Annotated in this window: 13 protein-coding genes and 1 pseudogene; 4 read left to right on the top strand and 10 right to left on the bottom strand. The window is 38.2% G+C overall.

Annotated elements, in window-relative coordinates:
• Positions 1 to 75: 75 nt before the first annotated feature.
• The gene (locus PARA125_RS06170; RefSeq protein WP_213157856.1) at positions 76 to 6,738 is read right to left on the bottom strand and encodes a hypothetical protein; all 6,663 of its coding nucleotides are present in this window, start codon (positions 6,736 to 6,738) and stop codon (positions 76 to 78) included.
• 378 nt (positions 6,739 to 7,116) lie between these two features.
• Here PARA125_RS06170 and PARA125_RS06175 point away from each other — a divergent pair.
• Positions 7,117 to 7,366 (top strand): annotated as a pseudogene (locus PARA125_RS06175) (IS982-like element ISPasp3 family transposase); the annotation flags it as partial.
• Positions 7,367 to 7,399: 33 nt separating this feature from the next.
• Here the strand turns inward: PARA125_RS06175 and PARA125_RS06180 are convergent.
• The 8 genes from PARA125_RS06180 to PARA125_RS06215 form a co-directional block, all read right to left on the bottom strand.
• Entirely contained in the window at positions 7,400 to 7,912 is a 513-nt protein-coding gene (locus PARA125_RS06180) for a transposase (protein WP_213157858.1), read from the bottom strand.
• The gene (locus PARA125_RS10175) at positions 7,881 to 8,156 is read right to left on the bottom strand and encodes an IS630 transposase-related protein (RefSeq protein ID WP_213157905.1); all 276 of its coding nucleotides are present in this window, start codon (positions 8,154 to 8,156) and stop codon (positions 7,881 to 7,883) included. Before PARA125_RS10175 ends, PARA125_RS06180 begins: the two co-directional genes overlap by 32 nt.
• Before the next feature lie 221 nt (positions 8,157 to 8,377).
• Entirely contained in the window at positions 8,378 to 8,566 is a 189-nt protein-coding gene (locus tag PARA125_RS06190) for a hypothetical protein (protein WP_213157859.1), read from the bottom strand.
• Between the two features lie 111 nt (positions 8,567 to 8,677).
• Positions 8,678 to 8,884 (bottom strand): hypothetical protein, encoded by a 207-nt coding sequence (locus PARA125_RS06195; protein ID WP_213157860.1) that lies wholly within the window; start codon positions 8,882 to 8,884, stop codon positions 8,678 to 8,680.
• Positions 8,881 to 9,426: a methylated-DNA--[protein]-cysteine S-methyltransferase gene (locus tag PARA125_RS06200; RefSeq protein WP_213157861.1), complete on the bottom strand. Its 546-nt coding sequence runs from the start codon at positions 9,424 to 9,426 to the stop codon at positions 8,881 to 8,883. Before PARA125_RS06200 ends, PARA125_RS06195 begins: the two co-directional genes overlap by 4 nt.
• 670 nt (positions 9,427 to 10,096) lie before the next feature.
• Entirely contained in the window at positions 10,097 to 11,065 is a 969-nt protein-coding gene (locus PARA125_RS06205) for a toxin-antitoxin system YwqK family antitoxin (RefSeq protein ID WP_213157862.1), read from the bottom strand.
• Between the two features lie 26 nt (positions 11,066 to 11,091).
• Positions 11,092 to 13,494 (bottom strand): phenylalanine--tRNA ligase subunit beta, encoded by a 2,403-nt coding sequence (gene pheT / locus PARA125_RS06210; RefSeq protein ID WP_213157863.1) that lies wholly within the window; start codon positions 13,492 to 13,494, stop codon positions 11,092 to 11,094.
• A 269-nt stretch (positions 13,495 to 13,763) separates the two neighbouring features.
• A complete protein-coding gene (locus tag PARA125_RS06215) occupies positions 13,764 to 14,297 on the bottom strand; it encodes a hypothetical protein (protein WP_213157864.1) in 534 nt (177 codons plus the stop codon).
• A gap of 425 nt (positions 14,298 to 14,722) precedes the next feature.
• On the opposite strand from PARA125_RS06215, the gene ndk (PARA125_RS06220) reads away from it, so the two are divergent.
• Genes ndk (PARA125_RS06220) through ndk (PARA125_RS06230) form a run of 3 tightly spaced genes read left to right on the top strand, consistent with a single transcriptional unit; the run spans position 14,723 to position 16,231 of the window.
• Positions 14,723 to 15,154: a nucleoside-diphosphate kinase gene (gene ndk / locus PARA125_RS06220; RefSeq protein ID WP_213157865.1), complete on the top strand. Its 432-nt coding sequence runs from the start codon at positions 14,723 to 14,725 to the stop codon at positions 15,152 to 15,154.
• A gap of 12 nt (positions 15,155 to 15,166) precedes the next feature.
• Positions 15,167 to 15,736, top strand: coding sequence for an anthranilate synthase component II (locus PARA125_RS06225; protein WP_213157866.1), 570 nt, complete (start codon positions 15,167 to 15,169; stop codon positions 15,734 to 15,736).
• 9 nt (positions 15,737 to 15,745) lie between these two features.
• A complete protein-coding gene (gene ndk / locus PARA125_RS06230; protein ID WP_213157868.1) occupies positions 15,746 to 16,231 on the top strand; it encodes a nucleoside-diphosphate kinase in 486 nt (161 codons plus the stop codon).
• A gap of 132 nt (positions 16,232 to 16,363) precedes the next feature.
• Here ndk (PARA125_RS06230) and PARA125_RS06235 read toward each other — a convergent pair whose 3' ends face one another.
• Complete coding sequence (locus PARA125_RS06235) at positions 16,364 to 17,476, bottom strand: alpha/beta hydrolase (protein WP_213157869.1); 1,113 nt, start codon at positions 17,474 to 17,476, stop codon at positions 16,364 to 16,366.
• Positions 17,477 to 17,743: the final 267 nt, after the last annotated feature.

Here is a 17,743-nt window from a genome sequence, read left to right on the forward strand (position 1 = left end):
TCCGTGTTGCTCGATTTGCGTTAGAAGAATTTTCAGTTTGAATAAACTAGCAGAGTAGAAATTTAAAATATTTTGCTAAAATGGTTGATCATGATATTTATTTAAATAACGCCTTCCTACTTGGATTTTATTGCTCTTTTCATAAATACGCAGCCATTTCTTGCACAGCTCGCGAACTTTTTGCTTACAATGTTCGGTTATTTCATTTTTTTTCTTTTGATGAATAAAAATTTTAGTGAGTAAAAGTTCCATTAATTCATTGTCTTTTTTATCCTTAAATTTTATGAATTTAGCATTTTCTAGCAAACTAATTAATATCTGATCTAAAATCTCGTAATAGGGATCGAATAAATCGGGCATACCTAGCTCACAAAACATATCGAGAAAAGTGATCATGCTAAAATAAAAATTCACCCAGGTAGAATGATCATGTAATTGATAGCGGGCTCCTTTAAACAAATTTTTAACAATTTCTAGATACAAAATAAATCCCTCTTCTTTTTCAGTTGGAGCCGACCTCTTTTGCAATTCAAGAAGGTTAGTTAAAAAATATACATAGATTTTACTTTCTTCATAGGTTTCAAAGGGGATTTTTTCTAACAAACTTGCTAAATTTTTATAGGAAGATAAAATGAATTTTTTCCCAATTTTTCTTATATTTAAATGGGGATGCTTAAAAAAATACCTTTGGATAACTTTTAAAATGTATAAACCTCTTTTTCTTATTTTTTCGGGGCAGGAAACAAATAATCCTATATAATCGTTCAATAGGGAGGCTTCGAGTAAAAACTGATCTTCAATTTTTTCAGAAATTAGAGACTCTATTTCTCGGCTTAAGATTTTTTGCTTAAGTTCTTTGTGGGAGGAGGGCAATATCTCTGCAAATTTTTTTAAATAAAAATCGCACTCTATTATTTTAATCCTGAGAGGATTAGAAAAAAGCTGATTGGTAAAATAATAGTTTTGAAATAAACACTCCAAAAACTTATCTACATAGTGCTCGGGGGCCTCCCGCATCCGTTCAAGCATGACCGTGCCAATTTTTTTTAAATAAAAGTAAAATAAGTGCATACAGTCATCGAAATAATTTCTCATCGAAAGTTCGCTCAAATAAAACAACCCTATTTGAATAAAACTCTTACAACTTAATCTTTTTTCCATGTAGAAAAATATTTCTTGGGTAATGCTCAGTAAAAATGGCTGTATTTCTGCTTGATCTATTACCGTGCACTTTATTAAATCCAATTTTACGCTATAAAAGTTAATAACTTTCATAAACGAATTTTCATTGGCTAAATTTAAAAGGCATTTTAAAGAATCGAGATAGATGTCTTGCGATTTGACAAATGTTTGAGCATGCTTAACAAAAAATGCAAATCCATCATGAAAACTTGAAAGCCCGGTGTTCCCAATTATGCGTTTTAAAATGCGACTAAGAATTTCTGATTGCTGGAAAGGTAAAATTTCTAAAGCCTTCGGCCATTTTTCAAAAGCACAAAAAAATAATTCGCCGTACAGATCTGCCCTATTTTCATATAGCCTGGTCCTTGCGGCGTCTCCTAAAATTTCATCCAAACCTTCAAAATATTTCTTCTTGTTTTGTTTGAATTGAGCAAGGTAAACAAATTCTTGAATGGTATTGATAAAGAAATTTTTAAGTTCTTCTCTTTTTTCAGGAGTTAAAAAAGAGAGCAATTTAATTAATTCTTTCAAGCTAGCCTTTACAATACTCGCAAACTCCGGATGGCTCGATTTAACGCTAAAATTATACCCCAACATGATTTGCAGGTAATTAAAACAACGCTCAATAACAAGAGGTTCCTGTAAGGAGGGAGCGCCTTCACCAAGTATAGTGTCCAACTTATTTTCCATTAAAAGAGCTAGCACAGGATGAGCATGCGCGAAAACTTTTCTCCGGGCCTCCCCCGACATTGTTTTTCCAGTTAAATAAAGAATAAAAAAAGCCTGGAATAAAATTGGGGTTTGTTGGCTGATATCTTTGCTAAAAATTATTTGTGAAATATTCTGCAAGCCATTTAATCGTTCTGTAGGTAACTCACTGAATCGCTCAAAATTGTCGAAGAAAAGGTGAATCGCCTTTATTTTTTCATAGGGGGTGTCTCCTTTTAGTAGCTTCGTTTCTAACCATTTGGCGTAAAGTAAATCTATTTCACCTTTAGTTAAAAAGCGCTCTAATTTCTTTTCTGCTAGAATCTCAAAATTGGTTTTTGCAAGTGTATAAAATGTCATCTGATGGGTCAGAAGTTGGAAAAAACCTGGCGGAATTTCCCGAGGCTGCTCATGGGTAATAAACTTTAAGATTAAATGGCTTAACACCTCTCTCATTTGGGGATGTTGCAAGGAAGCCATTGATTCCATCATTTTATTTAGCAATTGGGGCTTTAAAATTTTTAAGTAATCGGATAACAATTCGACAATAAGAGGGGCTAGATCTTCTTCAGAAAAATGAACGCGTTTAACTAAAACGAGTAAAAATTTCTCAGCGGTTTGTTCTTCTCCTTCAATAAAACGGCTCTTAAGCACTCTACAGCCTAAAGATACTAAGTTCAAATTTTCATGATTCAACAAAAATGCAATCACGCCGTTATCTGCTTCCCTAAAGGCTTCCCGTTCCTCTTTTTTTAATTTTTTATAAAACTTTTGCCATGTTTGAATATGTTGAGAGGCCTCCTCTATTTCAGATTTAACTAATAAGCCTAGGACGTTTTTAGATATTTGAGTGTAAAAGTAGATTTTTTCATCTCTCACAAGGGGGCTCTCAAAAAAAATAAAGACCGCTTGATTGGCTATCCAGTATTCCACAGAAAAAAGAGGAATGAGGGCAATCAGGCATTCTGATTTCTGTGAAGAAGAGGCAGGAAATTGCGTGTTATGTAGAACTTTTTTAACAAATAAATTATAAAAATATTCATGGGCCTGTTTTGAATTAAACTGCTGAATCTTTTCGATTAAAAAATGCCAATCCTGGAGGGTTTCTATTTTTCCATGCTCAATTAAGCTTAAGAATGGAGGAAAACCAAGCTGTGCGGGAAAATGGTTTAATAGGTCGCGGGTTTGATCTTTAAGTTTTAAAATAACATTTTTTCCATGCTTGAGAATGAGAGGGTATAAAGGTGCATAACGATTCCTGGCGATTAATTTTTTTGCAAAAGAAACCCACTCAGGTTGATAGTCGTATAATTTTTCTAACAATTCATTCTCTTGAAAAGGCTCTAAAGTGCCACTCACTTGTAAACATAATTCAAAATGAGAAGGAGACAAGTTTGATGAGCAGGAAATTAATTTAAGGGTCCAATAGAAAGCAAATGGTTTTGAAACGGGCAAAAAGCAAAAAATAAACTTTTCAATTAATTCCACGCTTATTCGAGAACTAATTCTCTTTTTTTTAAAATATCCTTTACATAAATCGTGTACTCCTAAAAAAGCCTGTGAAGAGGCCTTGGAATCGTTTAAAACTTCCAAGGAAAAAAGTTCTAATTCTTCTTGCGCTGCATTTAAACAAGCATTGTAACTAAGCAACTGAACTAACGCAAAAAATGGCTGTGAACCTGCTTTCGAATAAGCATATTGTAATAAGCGGATGAGATTTTTTTCTAAGTATTCTTTTAAGCGATGAGGGAGCTTTTGAAATTTTTGCAATAAATCTAGGCAAAATTCACCAAAGTCTGAAGATAGGGGGCTATCCAGAGTTTGTTCTATTATCAGGATAAATAAGTTTTGGAGAGGAAGAGAAAACTGCTCCAAATTTAACTTGTAGGAAAAATTTTTAACCAGCTTTAACAGGCAATTTGTCTTGAAATTTTTATCCTGCTCCCCCGTGTAAAATTCGGGCGAAAATATTTTTTGTACACCTTCCAGATGCCTGGCTGAATGCATGCTAATTATTTCTTGTATTAAAGCATGGATTAATTTTTGAAAAACCTCCTGGCGGTCGCCACCAGGCTTATGAGGCAAAATTTGATGGACAAGGACCAAACTTTCATCAATATTTTTGTTCGCAATTTCGCAAGTTAGCGCATTCAACAAAATCTGCAGCTTTTCGTTGCGCGATAAATACGTCAAATAAGCCGCAGGAACTTTTCGCACTGCAGTGATTCCCCCCTGCTGTTGAATATATTTGAGCACTAAAGGATAGATACGATCATCTTTTAAACGAGAGGCACAGATGTAATTTAGGATTTTTGAGAATTCCTCCTGAGGGGGGACGTCTTTTTTTGCTAATTGTTCTGCCAAAGACAAAGCATTTTTTATATGAGCTTCCTTATCGTGCCAAACTTTGTATTTTTTTCCTCCATTCCAAACGGATAAACCTAACGGTTGGAATTTTTCTTCGGATAAAATATGTTGTAAGCAGTCTCTCCAAAGGCTGGAGACGTCTTGATAAACTGGCTCTAGAATATTTTTTTCCGCAAGTACTAATAAAAACTCGCGCGCCACGGCTAAATGTTTGAGAGCAATTAAACGGGCAACAATTTCAATAAAAATAGGTACACTCTGATTTTTGAATTCTTCGAATTCTATGTGCGTATAAAGAGATCTTCCCGCCTCCATATAGGAAATAAGATCTTTAGCCTCACAAGTTTCTTGTAACAACTTAGAACCTAGGTGAATAAAAAGATGAGAACGTTTAGCTCGATTGAGTATGGGAAAATCTTTGTAGCTCTTAAACATGCGCAGAGCGACTAGCACCTTTATATGCGTTAGTTTGTAGACCAACCGAAGGGTGATGTTTTCGTTGTTTTGTAAAGCAGGAGTATTTTTCCAAATTTTTTCTACCCGTTCAGCTGCGTAGATAGTTTTTGAGCTTAAAATTGCTTCTATCCAAGCTAAAATCGTTTTTCGGCCTTCTTTTTTTAGGCTTTCAAAGGCGCTTATTATTTTTACACTCACTTCTTTCCAGGGAGTAACTAAATTTAATAAGCCTTCCATTTGCTTAAGGAGTAAATCTGCTCGATCGAAAGTATCAAAAAGGAACGGAAAATTCTCTAACATGAGATTGATATAAGCAAGCCTAGGCTGGCATGTTTGAGATGCTCCTAAAAGCATATAGCTGAGTTTGCTAGTGAAAGCTTCTTGATTAAATCCCCTTTCCCGAATTTCGCTTTGTAAGGGATCTAGAAGCGGAATAAGCTGCTGCGGATAAGAGGAAAGCTGGGACCCTTCTTTTATTGAGAAAGCGTCCAGGGGGAGATAAGCAATCAACAATTTATTCAAGTACACTTGGGCCCGTGGTTCTTTAGCAAGCAATTCCAAGCAAATGCGATACCCACTTAGCGGATCAAAAGGAAGAAAAATGGAATTTCCCCCTTCTAAAATTTTAACTGCCGGGTTTCCCTCATGTTTTGTTAAAAAAATACGCAGAGCTTTCTCTTGAAATCTTGGATTTTTTACTCCGAAACTTAAAATGGCAAAGCATGCATGTATTTGCATAAGTTCTAGGAAAGATAATTTTTGTCGAAAAATGCCTTCTTTGATCAAGGCAAACACCGAATAAGGAGTCTCTTCTGTTACCTTGTCAATTAAAGAGAAAAAAAGGCGGTCTATTTGTTCCGAAGGAAAAAATTTTCTAAGGCATAAACAGGCATTGCATGCCATAGCAAAAGCCATTTTTTTATTGCGAAAATGGTGTTCTATTAAATGATTTATAATCTTTACTTTTATCTTTTCTAACGCGGCTTCGTCCGCCTGCCCGACCACTCTTTTTAACGTTAATTCCTCTAAAAGACTTTCTGTTTTTCCTTCTTCTAGTGCATAGATGCGCCTTTCTTGCGAAAGAAGAGCGATCAGCATAACCCAGGCCTGTTCATTTAAATGGACCACATTTCCGTGAACAATTCGGGTCAAAAAGTCTGTGATTCCTTGCGAGGCATTCTCATGGCCGTCTTCTTCCTCTAAAGGAATACCCAGCGGATAAACTGAAGCTGCCTCAAGAAAATGGCTTACTTCAATAGAAAGCTCTTTTTCAGGGAAAGAACGGTCTCTCTTAGAAGAAAAAACTAAATCGCTTATTTCGAGACTGTTTTCCCAGGAAATGAGAGAAAAATTTGGCAGAATTTTTCGGTTTTTTAAGCCCAACTGCCGAATCGTTGAGTAATCGGATTGGGCTACATTTGCTAAAAAGTTGATAGTTTCATCAACCATGAATTTTGCGGAAGATGCAACCCGAGGGTTCCTCAGCAAAATAAAGTAGTCTCCATCATGTTTTTGGTGGGATAGTTCTTGGAGGCTTCCCTCATCTAATTCTGTAAGTTCGCCATGTGAAATCATGCTTAAAAAAAGAGCAAAATACTCCTTCAAGTATCTTTTCACTTCACTTCCGACATAATAAGCTTTGGCCGTGTGAGCATATTGAACTTCCGCTTTAGCACACAAAGCTTCAAGCATATTGCCCATACAAAAGTGCCCCTTGTGAAATTTTCTCTGCAGAAAGAGATTTTTCCGTATCTCATCAAGCTGTTGTTCTTGAAGCGGCGGAGGCCCTTTAAATGTTTCATAAAATTTTTTTGTTAGAATCCCCTGAATATCCATGTATCCTAATTGGATGAAAAAGGCCACTCGCTTATCTAAGGGATCTTCTGCGGGAATAAAGGGAAGAATTTCTGTTTGGAGATCAGAGGAGGCTTCTTCCAAACTTGAAAGCTTTAATTCATCCAGGGGTGGTAATGGAATAACACCCTCTGTGGATGTTAGAGTAGGCGGCAAGACTGGATGAAACATGCGAAGAATCCCTTTTGCAAATCAGCTTTCTGTCACTAGAGGTCTAAGAATTCTTCTAATTTTCAGCGGGTTTAAATACCTGTCAACCAGGAGCCTGAATATTCACAACCAAAAATCTACACTTTAGATTGAATTCTTATCCAATTTATTTAAAAACTTTTCGCCTTTAAGCACTAGGCCTCTTTCGCAATCTCTTTTCCTTGGTTTTTTGGGATTTTCTCACGTATTCCCCTTCGCTTTTTGACATACTCAAAGAGGGCAGATAAAAAGCCAGGCAAAAAAGGTTTGAGTAAAGGCAAGAAAGATAAACAAAAAAGATTTCGAAAGAAAGCTAAAAGTTAACTAATATATAATGTAAGTTGCACGTAACTAAGTTAATACGAGCATCAAGGCATGCTTGGAAAAGTGTAGAAAATAAGGTTAATAGCAGAAGCCCAAATCGAATTCTTTGCGCCCCATGGATTTACATGACTTTGTGAATTTGAAACATATTAGAAAATTTATTGAAAGAGCATTCGGCGTGATATCCAGGCTTTTGCCGAAAGTTCATGCGACTGCTGCTGAAGGATTTGAAATTAACGTTTTAGGTTTTTTAGTAGCGGCTTCAACAACTTTTTTATCAATATAGCAACTTGCAACTTACATCATATAGTGTTTTAAGTTAAAAATTACATAGGTGCCACCCATACGCTAAAAATAAATAATCAATGGCCTCTGACCATGAGGCAAATTTTTTTAAGCTTTCTCTAACCTTTCTTTTTAAATTGGCCCAAAAACGTTCGAGGGGATTCAAATCGGGCGGGTAAGGCGGCAAAAAAATCACTCCACAACCATAGGTATAAAGCATAACTGTTGTTTTTTGGGATTTATGGAAGGTAGCATTATCCAGAATAACAACTTGACCAGGTCGTAGTTCTGGAATCAAATAGCGCTCTACCCAAAAATTAAACAAGTCAGTATTGCATGTTCCTTGGTAGCATAAAGGAGCCATGATAGCAGGGCTCGCTTTGGCAACAATAAAACTCTCTCTTTGATAGCATCTGCCTAAAATTGCACCAAACCCAGCTTTGCCCACAACAGATCTAGCCCGCGGTCTGTAAAAGTATTTATCAATCCCGCTTTTATCGATGTCTACTCGATCTTTAAGAGGCACCTTTTCTGTTTCTTTTTGCAAGGCTGCTCGTTTGGCTCTGTCCCTTTCTTGGTAGAATGAAGTCTTTTTTTAAGCTGATCTTGTGCCTTTTACAAACATAAAAAACTGCTTGTATGGTTACGCCAAAATACTCGGCGATTTCTCTAAGATAGGAGTCTGGATGAGAACGAATAAATTCTCGCAATAATTCTCCTTTAATTTTCCTAGGAGAAGCCTCTCTTACTTTTGGTGCTCTAAGTTTCCTTCTTTCTGCTTTTAATCCAATTCCAGCTTTTTATCTCGGTAGCTTTAGCTTTAGGACCCTCTGATCCTAAATAGTGCATCACACTTTTCTTAAATCGTTTGAATATGCCATACACACATGATATAAAAAATCAGGTGTAAATTTCAAATTAAGGTACCATAAAAAACCCTGAACCTGCGCAAAACAAATTCAGGGTAAAAAAAATTATAAGTATTATTATTAAATAATTAATTATTATTAATTTACTTTTTATGTTTTCTTAATTGCTTTTTATCTTTTAAGATAGCACGAGCAGTCAGCTTAACCGTTTCTAACCCCCCACTAAATCCTAATTGGCGCATCATAACATCCAGGTGGAGAACTTCCTGATGGAGAGCTTTATTGATAGTTTCAAGATAGGCGATTTTTTTCAAAATCTGGGTTATAGTCATCAATTCCTCCCGCTAAAAAGCCTTAAATTATGCATAGATGTTATGAACAGCTCTGATATAATCACTCAAGTATTAACATTCCATAAAGAATGAATGAAAATTGAATTAATTTTATGATTCTGGTACTTCCTTTTCTTGCGTTTCATCATTTGGATTTTGGCCAAGCATTTCTCCCCCAATCCACTTAGCGGATTCAACTCCTTTAGGAAACCCTACTTTACGAAGCAATTCATCTAAATCGCACACTTCTGTAGTCAACTGATCATTTACGAATTCGAGGTAGGCTAGCTTTTTTAAGAGTTCTTCTTTAGTTTTCATAATGCCTCCGTAAGAGTTTCAACGTATTGGTTGCGAATTTGATGCCAAGATTGTTCAAATTCGAGTAGCCGTTTTTTTATTTCGAGCCCGCAAGAAAAGCCGCCCAGAGAAGATTTTGAGCCGATTACCCGGTGGCACGGGATGAGCAGAGGAAAATTGTTCCGCGCACATACCGTTCCAACTGCTCGCGCCGCACCCGGCGAAGCCACAGCTTTTGCTACTTCTCCATAGCTCGCCAATTGCCCAATAGAAAGAGTGGTCAAAAATTTCCAAACCTTTCTTTGGAAAATAGTCGTAGTGGGAAGGAAAAATAGGTCTGGAAGAGTAGAGGGCTGATGGATTAAATAACTCTCCATCCAATCATGGATGTGGGATTGGATTTTTTTATTCTGGGCAAAATCTCCATAAAATCGCCACTCAATCCCCTTTCTTTCATGGAGGGTTAGGTTAATCTTGTGAATTTGATTGTTAACGAGATTAAAGTGGACACATATCGCAGGCCCACAGGGCTGTCTAATCGTTTCAAAGAGAGGCATTCTCATGTTTGACCTCTGAATGTAAAAAAGAATAATAGAATGTTTATAAAGTCATACCAAGCGAGAACCCCCGATTAAGCAGTTCTCTGATTGCATTTGAAAACAGAAAATTCCGGTAGGTCGCTAACCAATTAGGGAAACTAAAGCTGAGAAATAAACTAAAAACTTTTAATGGATTCTTACTAAAAGCCTATTTCCGTGGAAAAGTATAAAAGGGGTTATGTTTATTTGCACAGCCTATGATTCCTTATTTTCAGATTTGCACCAGCTGCAACGGAGAGAGCAACAACCGTGGCAAAAATTTCAATTCAAGAAACTTCTTTTCAAATCTTCTGTTTAATGCGCAACCAAGATGGCAGAATCGTCGATTAAAATATAGGGATTTTGCAAATTTAGCTAAGCTCATGCTTTTAGAGAGTCTCACTCTTCTACACAATAGGACGCTTACTCTCCTGCCTATTAGGCTTTCTCCTCCACAGGTTTTTACAACTCTCGGAAAGAGCCCTTTAAGGGAGTTATTTTACCTCATATATAAGGAAAAACTGTTAGAAGGAAAAAATCGGCACTCGCTGAAAAAACAGAAGGATTTATTCAAGTTCTGGGAGAGCAATGGAAAAAGCAAAATTTTGCCAGGGGAAAAGGCAAGAGCCCATCTAAATGTGCTCCTGCGCTATTTTTAACGAATTTTTGGGTTAGCAAGCAAATCATAGCTAATTTTGCTAACCGGCTTGCCTTGGTAATACCATTCTGTTTTGGAGTTATCGCCTAGATAAAAGGCCGAAGGTCCATGTTTCAGATCTTCTTGCCACGAGATTTCTTTCACAATTTCTGTCCCGTTGCGGTAATGGCACTCTATTCCATTCTTTTTTCCATCTACGTATACTACCTCAGAGATTTTTTCCCCATTTTGATAAGTCGTTACTACGCCATTTAAATTTCCATTTGCCCATTCTTCTACTGTCTGCGGCTCTCCTCCAGCGTAAAAGGTTTTGCGCACGCCATGAATTTGGTCATTCACATAGGGAATCACCTCTTTTGGCGCTCCATTTGGATACACAGTCGTTCTTAAAACGAGTCGCCCATGTTCGATTGTATCTGTAGCTAGCAAAGCTCCATAAGGATCGCGAGTGAGACGTGTCCCATTTCCATTGACCACCGTCGATTCTACTTGATGAGAGGGAGTAAAATACTCAGCTTCGATTAGAAGAGAATCGACATACTTTTCTCGAAATTGAGGAGATCCGCTTTCATACCAAACTGTGATGCATTGCGACGTGGGAGAAAGATATTGGACTTCACGCATAGGAATTCCTGAGGAATAGTAAGTTAATTCAGATTTCAACTGACCATGTTCATAACTTTCCATTTTTTCCACTGTTTCCCCATAAGGAAAAGTATAAGTCGTTTCACCATGCAACTCTCCATTTACATAATTCTTGGCTACGACTACTCCATTTTTAAGGGTAGATACAACTTTACCATTTTCTCCCCTTGAGGCCCAATCCTCTTGAGGGATGGTAACCCCATATTTATGGACATATCTGCAATCTACAATTTCTTCTCCATTAATGCAGGCCGGCTTTCTTGAGCATCCATTTGCAAGCACTGTCATCCCTATTAATCCTGCAATCCATACAAACCGCATAGTTAAACTCCCTCCATTATCTTATTTTATAATCCTTCAGTAGAACTGATTTGTTCTGTTACATATCCTATAATCCGTGCATGATCCCTATCTACTTTTTCTTGTGCAACAGTTTTTTTTGCATCGCGATAAGTCAAGCGGAACGTGACATTTTTACAATCTTTCCCTAGCTTCTCGCTGCTGTAGACATCAAGCAGCACTACTTCTTCTAGAAGGGGGGATCGGGCCGCATGGATCCAATCAAAAACGCTTTGGATAGGTATACTGTTTTTTAAAGTTAATGTCCAGTCACGTTCAGATGACGGATAAATAGGTACTTCTTTCATCCTTGGTTCTGTTTTGCGAACCCGCAGCAAATCATATAAGTTAAACTCTGCAAAAAAAATGCGTTGTCCCACATCTAACTTTCGACATATCGAAGGGTGAACTTCTCCAAGGGATCCAATTTTTAAGGCTCCCACTTGTACACAAGCGCGCCTGCCTGGATGAAATATAGCAAGTTGGCTTTCTTCAAATGTAAAAGAAGGAATACGCAGTTCTTGTAAAAATGTTTCCACAATCCCTTTGAGATCGAAAAAATCAAACTCTTCGGGTTTATTTCCCCAGTGGTGTGGTCGACTTTTTCCTGTCACAACAATGGCTGCGACTGGGTCTTCGATATAACGGGCGCCTTCTTTAAAATGCACGCGCCCTAATTCAAAACCGCTGATATTGCGATTTTGCCTATCCCAATTATGCTTAATTACCTGAAGAATTCCTGGCAATAAGGAAGTGCGCAAAACGGATTGCTCGATTGAAGTTGGATTGACCACTTTTACTTGAGCTTCTTCTTGCATGATTGAATCGCCAATCAATTGTAATAAAGTGGGACCGATTAAATCGCAGGTTAAAAATTCTTGCAGCCCTGCCGCAATTAATTGCCCTCTCACTTCACGTTCAAAATGAAAGAGAGGGGTGTGAGGGATGTTTGCACCGTGGTAACGAGGAGCCTTCTTTTCAATATTGTCATATCCATAAATACGGGCGACTTCCTCGATTAAGTCCACCTCTAAAGACACGTCATGTCGATACGTGGGAATTTGAACCTCAAAGAGATCGTGTCCATCATATTGTACGGAAAACCCCAGTTTTTGGAAGATCGATTCCACTTCACTTGCACTTAAGGCGGTTCCTAAAAGGGCATGGACGCGAGAAAGCCTGCATGTCACAGATTTAGGAAGGAATTCATGAGATTGAATGTCTAAGATGCCTTGAGCTATAACTCCTCCTGCAAGCTCTTGAATCAATCCCGTTGCCCGATCTAAGGAAGCTAGCACTTGATTAGGATCTACCCCTCTTTCAAAACGTTTAGAAGCATCTGTTTGCAATCCCAAGGCTTTGCTTGCCTTTCGAATGGAGCGCGGTTCAAAACAAGCAGCTTCTAACAAAACCGTATGCGTTTGATCATTAACTTCAGAGTTTTGGGCCCCCATGATGCCTGCTATGGCAATTGGCTTTTGGCGATCGCAAATCAAAAGCGCCCCTTTAGGAAGATCTCTTTCTTTCCCATCTAAAGTGATCATTTTTTCTTCTTCCTCTGTGGCTCTCACCCTAATTTCGGCCCCTTCTATGGAAGCAAAATCAAAAGCATGCAAAGGATGCCCCATTTCCAATAAGACATAATTGGTGACATCCACTACATTATTGATAGGGCGAATTCCACATTGTAAAAGCCTTTTTTGCATCCAGTCTGGAGAAGGTGCAATTGATACCCCTTGAATAAGGCGACAAGCATAGCGTGGAGTACGCCCGGGATCCATGACTATAACCTTTACTTGCTCTTGAATAGGCTTGCCAGTTTCTTGCAAATGGATAGTCGGGAAAATGAGGGGAAAGTCTGTGGTAGCTGAAAGCTCACGGGCCACTCCTAAGAGGCTCGAGCAATGAGCCAGGTTGGGAGTCAAAGAAATTTCGAAAATCATATCTCCATATATAGAAGCAAGATCAGCCCCTTCTTGAAAGTGTTCGCTAAATTCTATAATCCCATCATGCCCCTCTGATAAATTCAGTTCCGAAGCTGAACATAACATCCCAAAAGATTCCACCCCCCGAATTTTCGAGGCCTTGATTTTAAATGTTTTGCCTTCTTTATCCTCAAGCGTTGCGCCTACCATGGCAAAAGCTGTTTTGATTCCAGGCCGGCAGTTTGGAGCGCCACATACGACTTGATATTCTTCAAGGCCATCGGTTACAGTGGCAACGCATAATTTGTCTGCATTGGGATGTTTTTCTGTTTTTAAAACACGCCCAATCACAACTTTTTGAAAGCCAGCTGAAATTGGTATCAGAGCATCGACTTCAAGACCAGCATTCGTTAGTTTTTTTTCAATTTGATGAGGAAGAAGGGTTAAATTAATCCACTCTTTTAGCCACGATAAAGGAATTTTCATAGTGTTTGATCATTATAAATGGTGATTAGGTTTGATTAAGTATGCAGGATAATTAGCATACAGGATTTTGAATAGAATTCAACAAAAGGAAAGCAAGCTCCCTTAAAAGGGCTTCCCTTCTGAAGAATCGCTTATTCTCTTGAATTTCGGTTTTTTTTCTGAGCCCTCGGCTGTCTTAAATTTAATCAGCACGCTATTTTCTGCGCAAAAATCCAGCCTCTTGCTGTCAAACCGCTGAGGATCTCTTTTCAAAATCCCTAAAATGCAGATTATTTCCCCTCCCCGCTACATTCAAGAAAGGCAGAATCTAAAATTTTTTCCCAAATAGGACGCTGCTTTTCTACCTCATTTAACTTTTTCGTCGTATAGCGCAATACCCAAGTGGATTGAGGAGTTTTAATTAATCTAAACCACTCGTGTTGGGCTAATGGCCCGTTGCCTGGGATAGCCCATTCAAAAAGCAGATCATTTTCTTTTTGCTTAAGAACGTTGCTTTTTACTTCAGCCGGATTTACTCCCTTTTTTAAACTTTTGATAAATTCTGCGTAATACTCATAGGCAGAGATGGTAATCGGAACCAGTTTTTGAACAGTGACCAGCTCGGTCCAATTATCTACGGCCTCATCATTGAGCGTGTATTCTGTAATAGAACTGATGGGGTCGCTTCTTTGAAAGCCAGCTTTCCACTCCCGATTATCAAAAGAAAACAGTAATCGTTCTACCCTCTCTTTTCCTTCTACCAGGGAGGATGACATTAATAAAAGGGTGCATAAAAAAGAAAAGATTTTAAGAAAGGAGGGCATAAAAATTCCTTTGTTTTTTTTAATCATAAAATCGAGAAATAATCAGATGCATGCTAGAATTTAAGGCCCCAACATGTCAATAAATTTAAAAGAAAATTTGGGCTAAAAGGACGCATGATAATTTCTTGCCATTTAAAAGATACCTATTTTTATGCATGGCTTAACTCTTGCCTGAGCTTAAACTAGTGTGATAGAGGCCTTTCAAACACCCTTACTCATAGGAAATAGCTTGTATAACCTCTCTCGCAGGCATGTTACAATAAAACAAGAAGGAATGACGGCTCTGCTCACTTCTATAAATGTCAATCGGAGGCTTTCCACCGAAAGTTGGAACCTTTTAAAATTAAATTCAAGTTTCCATAATTTCTTCTGGATGTTATGCTTAATCCTCATTACCCATCTTTAAAACATAACGGAGGTTACTTATGACTACTGAAAGAACGCTTTCTATTATCAAGCCCGATGCAGTTGGGAATAATCACATTGGAGAAATCATTGCACGTTTTGAAAAAGCGGGAATTCGTATTGTAGCTGCAAAGATGAAACACCTTTCTCAAGCCGATGCAGAAGGATTTTATGCTGTGCATAAAGAACGCCCTTTTTTCCGCGACCTCGTCTCATTCATGACTACAGGTCCTGTGCTGGTCATGGTTCTTGAAGGGGAAAATGCCATTCTCAAAAACAGAGAAATCATGGGTGCTACAGATCCTGCAAAAGCTGCCCCAGGAACAATCCGGGCAGATTTTGCAAAAACGATCGATGAGAATGCGGTACATGGATCTGATGGGCCTGAAACTGCTATTCAAGAAATTGCTTATTTCTTTAAACCAGAAGAAATTTACGCACGCACTCGTTAATTTTTCTTAGGCATGCTCCTTTTCATTGATAACTTGGATTCGTTTACTTACAACTTAGTCCATCTTTTTCAAGAATTAGGAGCGTCCGTCCATCTTTTACGAAGCCCTTTTTTCTGCCTGGATGAATGCATACGCTTAAATCCTACTCACATCGTGGTAGGACCAGGTCCAGGTTCCCCTCAAGAGTATCCTTATTTTGCCTCTCTCCTTTCTTGCTTTTCAGGGAAAGTTCCTATGCTTGGCGTGTGTTTAGGCCACCAAGGGATTGCTCAATTATATGGCGCACAAGTCAAAAAAGCTTTAAAGCCTATGCATGGTAAGGCCAGCGCGATTTATCATCAAAAAAAAGGGATCTTTCACAATCTCCCTTCTCCTTTCTCAGCTATTCGGTATCACTCTTTAATTGTAGACCGCGCAAATTTTCCCGCTTGCCTTGAAATCACAGCACAATCTATTGAGGGAGAAATCATGGGATTCAAACATTCCTTTTATCAAATTGAAGGGGTACAATTTCATCCCGAATCTGTTAAATCTGAATATGGAGCTAGGCTTTTTCAAAATTTTTTAAACCAAACTTGCTAAAGGAATATTATGTATTCATTTATTTGTATTTTGCTAACTTTGATCAACACTTCTCTTTTTGCCCACCAGCCAGGCGCCTCTGAACAACAAACCCTTTCTATCATTAAACCTGATGCTGTCGCAGCTAAGCATATTGGCCACATCCTCTCTCGCTTTGAAGAGAATGGATTGCGAATTGCCGCCCTCAAAATGGTCAAACTCACTAAGGAGCAAGCAGAACAATTTTATGCCGTTCATAAAGATCGCCCTTTTTACAAAGATTTAGTGGAGTTTATGAGTTCAGGCCCGGTGGTAGTTCTCGTTTTAAAAGGAGAAAATGCGATAGCAAAAAATCGCACCCTTATGGGAGCGACCGATCCTTCTAAAGCTGAAAAAAACACTCTACGCGCTGATTTTGCTCAGTCGGTTACCAAAAATGCAGTGCATGGCTCAGATAGTGTAGAAAACGCCCAAAAAGAAATTTCCTTTTTCTTTAGCCCTTCCAACATTTATTAAATTCAATACAGTGCGACGTGCAATTTTCCATCGGAAGACTGCACGTGCAAGATTTAAAATAAAATTCAAAAATGATGGGCCTAGTTGTGCCCCCTGTTTTTGAACTAAGGAAAATAGAAATAAAGAAAGAGCTCAGGCGTCTTTTAATGCTTTGTCATCTGCCCTTTTGTCGCGCTTGAACTTAAAAGAAACAATTTTCTTAAACATCCCAGTTGTAACATTCTTGCTTCCCCCTTTGACACACACCGTGGGTTCCTCTGAGGAGATTAACTCAGTCTTAGTCAGAGAAAAAGAAGTGTGTTGTAAACGCACGCCTTTTTTAACAATAAGTTTAAAAAATTTATAGACCGCTAGACAATCGAAATAAGCCCTATGACCTTTTACAACAGGCGTGGCATCAATCAGGCAAACGTTTTTGGCAATAGGGTATTGCTGGACGGCTTTATCCAGAATCCCGAGGGGTTGCGAAGGATCAACAAGGCGACGCCATGGCAAAACTTTATCCTTGCAGGAATAAAACACATAAATTTTTTTAGCCTTAAACAAGGCTTGCTTTAAAGTGGTGCATCCTCGATCATCGCATTCAAAAATACTTGTTTCTTCAATCGCTCCCCCTAAAAGGAAAAGATTGTCAATTCTAGGGCTATCGCTTTGATTTAATGCATGCATGGCAACGACCGTGCCCAGGCTATGAGCAGCAATATCTACCTGCTTAGCAACCGATCGTATAGAACTTAATATGGGGGGCAAACGCTGCTCAGCTGCCCGCAGCCCATTCTTTTCCGCTTGAGTGTATTCATAGACTTTTGCGCAAGCAGGATATAAATAACCGATAATCACGTCATAGCACTTCTTCGCCTTAGCAGAAACTTTCCACAACATTTCTAAAGCGCCTTGGTAATCCACGGTAAATCCATGGATAAGGATTAAAACTCTGCAGTCGGAAAAACTTCTCAAATCAAAATTTTCATATTCACATACATTTTTTATAAGGTATTCTTGTTTACTACACGAAGGAACTTGGCCTTTAATATTGGTAAATCCAATAAAAATCTGCATGATTTGCACCACAGGTGAAAACTCATAGCGATTTTCAAAGTTAGCGCGATCGCTAATCAAATAACGGGCGTGTTCAGGCGGTGAGTCTGATATTGGAAAAAGTTTACTTATTCCCTCTTCCGAGTCAGAATCGGAATCTGGATAAGGATAACTTTCATGTAATGAACTTGTTCCTTGCATCTGCATCGAGATCTCCTCCCTTTGATTTTGTGAAAAATTCTGACAAAATATTTTACCAAAGTATTTGAAATAAATTCATCAAAAAAAATGCTTTACATGTGCATCTTTAAGCTTTCCCTATTTGCCTCGAGCTAATCCGAGGAATTGAAAAGAAAAGGGAGTAAGAATGAACTTTTTTCAATAAAAGTGAGGCCGGATACTTTTTAAGCTTATCTCTTTTTTTCATAGAAGAAAGGAAGCCCCATAAGATTTATGGGGAGCTCGGCTATGGGA

This window comes from Parachlamydia sp. AcF125, from assembly GCF_018342475.1.
Lineage (GTDB): Bacteria > Chlamydiota > Chlamydiia > Chlamydiales > Parachlamydiaceae > Parachlamydia.

What these genes read in the sequence shown, in the direction of transcription:
- ndk (WP_213157868.1), top strand. Translation starts at nt 15,746, where the DNA reads ATGTATTCATTTATTTGTATTTTGCTAACTTTGATCAACACTTCTCTT.
- PARA125_RS06200 (WP_213157861.1), bottom strand. Translation starts at nt 9,426, where the DNA reads ATGAGAATGCCTCTCTTTGAAACGATTAGACAGCCCTGTGGGCCTGCG.
- PARA125_RS06170 (WP_213157856.1), bottom strand. Translation starts at nt 6,738, where the DNA reads ATGTTTCATCCAGTCTTGCCGCCTACTCTAACATCCACAGAGGGTGTT.
- pheT (WP_213157863.1), bottom strand. Translation starts at nt 13,494, where the DNA reads ATGAAAATTCCTTTATCGTGGCTAAAAGAGTGGATTAATTTAACCCTT.
- PARA125_RS06215 (WP_213157864.1), bottom strand. Translation starts at nt 14,297, where the DNA reads ATGCCCTCCTTTCTTAAAATCTTTTCTTTTTTATGCACCCTTTTATTA.
- PARA125_RS06225 (WP_213157866.1), top strand. Translation starts at nt 15,167, where the DNA reads ATGCTCCTTTTCATTGATAACTTGGATTCGTTTACTTACAACTTAGTC.
- PARA125_RS06195 (WP_213157860.1), bottom strand. Translation starts at nt 8,884, where the DNA reads ATGAAAACTAAAGAAGAACTCTTAAAAAAGCTAGCCTACCTCGAATTC.
- PARA125_RS06205 (WP_213157862.1), bottom strand. Translation starts at nt 11,065, where the DNA reads ATGCGGTTTGTATGGATTGCAGGATTAATAGGGATGACAGTGCTTGCA.
- PARA125_RS06190 (WP_213157859.1), bottom strand. Translation starts at nt 8,566, where the DNA reads ATGACTATAACCCAGATTTTGAAAAAAATCGCCTATCTTGAAACTATC.
- PARA125_RS06235 (WP_213157869.1), bottom strand. Translation starts at nt 17,476, where the DNA reads ATGCAGATGCAAGGAACAAGTTCATTACATGAAAGTTATCCTTATCCA.
- ndk (WP_213157865.1), top strand. Translation starts at nt 14,723, where the DNA reads ATGACTACTGAAAGAACGCTTTCTATTATCAAGCCCGATGCAGTTGGG.